Here is a 3,592-nt window from a genome sequence, read left to right as displayed (position 1 = left end):
TCAGTCGATGAATTATTTCGAGTTTTTTTCGAATCATGTATGGATAATAAAGTGGTTTGACTATATTGTATTTAGAAATAGCATGCCTGAAACAAAAGAACTCTTCAAATGATGAAGAGTTCTTTAATTACTTAATCAGGTGGATGAGTTAGATATATTCCACGCTTACGATTTCGTATTCAACCTCACCTTGCGGTGTTTGAATTTTTGCTTCGTCGCCTTCACTTTTACCTAAAAGACCACGGGCAATCGGCGAGTTCACTGAGATTTTATTGATTTTAAAATCTGCCTCATCATCACCTACGATTTTATAAGTTTTACGCTCTTCAGTGTCTAAGTTTTCGATGGTTACTGTAACGCCAAACACAACACGACCGTTTTGTTCAAGTGTTTTGACATCAATCTCTTGAGCTGCACCCAGTTTTCCTTCGATATCCTGAATACGACCTTCACAAAAACCTTGCTGTTCACGTGCAGCGTGATATTCAGCATTTTCCTTTAAATCACCGTGCTCACGAGCTTCTGCAATCGCTTGGATAATACGTGGGCGATCCACTGTTTTTAGCTGTTGTAATTCTTTCTCTAAGGCAACCTTGCCTTCAGGAGTCATAGGATAACGTTGCATTTCAGTCCCTCTAAATTGGTTGGGAAAATACAGGATTAAAAAAAGAAAAAGCCCGCCACCGATAAGGTGACGGGACTTTATCGGTAGAGAATTAACCTACAGTTTGTAAATCTTGCAAGCGGTATACATCCATTGGCAATTTCACAGCAAATGCTTGGCAAACAGCCTCAGCACCATTAATGGTCGTAGTGTAATACACTTTACCTTGTAGGGCAGCACGACGAATCATGGCAGAGTCATATTGAGCTTGTTTGCCTTCAGTTGTGTTGACAATAAGATGAATTTCACCATTTTTCAAGCGGTCAACAATATGTGGACGGCCTTCGGTGACTTTATTCACAGATTCACATTCCAAACCTGCTTCTTTAAGCACGCGATAGGTACCACCTGTTGCAACCAGTTTAAAGCCATACTGGATTAACTGCTTGGCAATGTTTGCAATGTGTTTCTTGTCCGATTCACGAACTGACAGGAATGCATGCTTCACTTCACCTTCAGTCGGCAAACCTGGTAAACGTTCATTTGAGCCAAGTACAGCCTTATAGAACGCTTCACCAAATGTTGTACCAACACCCATCACTTCGCCTGTAGACTTCATCTCAGGGCCAAGAATTGGGTCAACACCCTGGAATTTAGCAAACGGGAACACCGCTTCTTTCACTGCAAAGTGGGTCGGAATGATTTCCTTGGTGAAACCTTGTGACTCAAGGGATTGACCCGCCATACAACGTGCAGCAACTTTTGCTAAAGACTCACCAATACATTTTGATACGAATGGAACAGTACGGGATGCACGTGGGTTCACTTCAAGGATGTAAATATCATCACCCTTTACTGCAAACTGAACGTTCATCAAGCCGATTACGCCAAGTTCTTTTGCCATTGCAACAGTTTGGCGACGCATTTCATCCTGAACTTCTTGTGAAAGCGAGTAAGGTGGAATTGAACACGCGGAGTCGCCAGAGTGAATCCCTGCCTGTTCAATGTGCTGCATGATACCGCCGATCACAACGTCTTTACCGTCAGATACGCAGTCTACGTCCACTTCAGTTGCATCGTCAAGGAAACGGTCTAATAGGACAGGGGCTTCATTTGAAGCTTGAACTGCTTCACGAAGGTAACGTTTTAGCTCATCTTCGTTATACACGATTTCCATTGCACGGCCACCTAACACATAAGATGGACGAACAACCAGTGGATAGCCCACTTTAGCTGCTTCTGAAATACCTTCTTCAGCAGATTTTACGATGCTGTTGTTTGGTTGGCGAAGCTGTAGACGTTGAATCATTTGCTGGAAACGTTCACGGTCTTCTGCACGGTCAATCGCATCAGGTGAAGTTCCAATAATCGGTGTACCTGCTTCTTCTAAAGCACGCGCCAATTTCAATGGTGTTTGACCACCGTACTGTACGATTACGCCTTTAGGCTTCTCTGTACGTACGATTTCAAGTACATCTTCCAGTGTTACAGGTTCGAAGTACAAACGGTCTGATGTGTCATAGTCAGTTGAAACCGTTTCAGGGTTACAGTTCACCATGATGGTTTCATAACCGTCATCACGCATTGCAAGCGCAGCGTGTACACAGCAGTAATCAAACTCAATGCCTTGACCAATACGGTTCGGACCACCACCAATCACCATGATTTTGTCACGGTTCGATGGATTGGCTTCACATTCCTCATCATAAGTTGAGTACATATATGCCGTACCAGATTCAAACTCGGCAGCACAAGTATCAACACGCTTGTAAACTGGATAGACACCCAAGTTCCAACGTTGTTTACGGAATTGTTTTTGTGAAATACCCATTAAGTCAGCAATACGAAGGTCAGATAAACCTTTGCGTTTGAATGAACGAATATTATCAGCGTTTAAATCACCAAAACCTAAAGTTTTTACTTGAGCTTCAGTTTTAACGATATCTTCGATTTGGATCAAGAACCAACGATCGATCTTAGTTGCTTCGAATACGTCATCTAATGAGAAACCATGACGGAATGCATCAGCTACATACCAAATACGCTCAGGACCTGGAACTTTAAGTTCTTTTAAGATGATATCTTTGGCATTAGCCGTACCAACTTCGATTTTTTCATCAAAGCCGCTGACACCAACTTCAAGACCACGAAGCGCTTTTTGAACAGATTCTTGGAAGTTACGACCAATTGCCATTACTTCGCCCACAGATTTCATCTGAGTTGTCAATACAGGCTCAGCTTGTGGGAATTTTTCGAAGTTGAAGCGAGGAATCTTGGTTACAACATAGTCAATTGCTGGTTCGAAGCTTGCAGGAGTGATACCGCCTGTGATGTCATTTTTCAATTCATCAAGGGTATAGCCAACTGCAAGTTTTGCCGCGATTTTTGCAATCGGGAAACCTGTTGCTTTCGATGCAAGCGCAGATGAACGAGAAACACGTGGGTTCATCTCGATCACAACCATACGACCGTCTTTCGGGTTAATACCGAATTGAACGTTTGAACCACCTGTTTCAACACCGATTTCACGAAGAACCGCAACCGATGCATTACGCATGATTTGATATTCTTTGTCGGTTAATGTTTGCGCAGGAGCAACCGTGATTGAGTCACCTGTGTGTACGCCCATTGGGTCGAAGTTTTCAATCGCACATACGATGATACAGTTGTCGTTTTTGTCACGAACAACTTCCATTTCGTATTCTTTCCAACCAATTAAAGATTCATCAATCAATAATTGTTTAGTTGGAGAAAGATCGAAACCACGTTCGCAGATTTCAATAAATTCTTCTTTATTGTATGCGATACCGCCACCAGAACCACCCATGGTAAATGATGGACGAATGATTACTGGGAAGCCAAAACGTGACTGAATTTCCAGTGCATGTTCCATACTTTCAGCAACATCGGCACGAGGACATTCCAAGCCGATTTTACGCATGGCGATGTCAAACAGTTTACGATCTTCTGCTTTTTCAATCGCTTCTT

2 protein-coding genes are annotated in these 3,592 nt (G+C 42.7%); both read right to left on the bottom strand.

All coding sequences use genetic code 11. The features are described 5' to 3' along the window. Positions 1-148 precede the first annotated feature (148 nt). The gene (greA, locus tag B4H32_RS04820) at positions 149-625 is read right to left on the bottom strand and encodes a transcription elongation factor GreA (RefSeq protein ID WP_004660795.1); all 477 of its coding nucleotides are present in this window, start codon (positions 623-625) and stop codon (positions 149-151) included. A 91-nt stretch (positions 626-716) separates the two neighbouring features. Continuing rightward, the coding region (carB, locus tag B4H32_RS04815; protein ID WP_286800452.1) for a carbamoyl-phosphate synthase large subunit at positions 717-3,592 on the bottom strand (2,876 nt) is incomplete at its 5' end.

This window comes from Acinetobacter sp. UBA2063 (assembly GCF_002333245.1).
Taxonomy (GTDB): domain Bacteria; phylum Pseudomonadota; class Gammaproteobacteria; order Pseudomonadales; family Moraxellaceae; genus Acinetobacter; species Acinetobacter parvus.
Note: the sequence above shows the minus strand (reverse complement) of the source record. Positions and strands in the feature narration are given on the sequence as shown.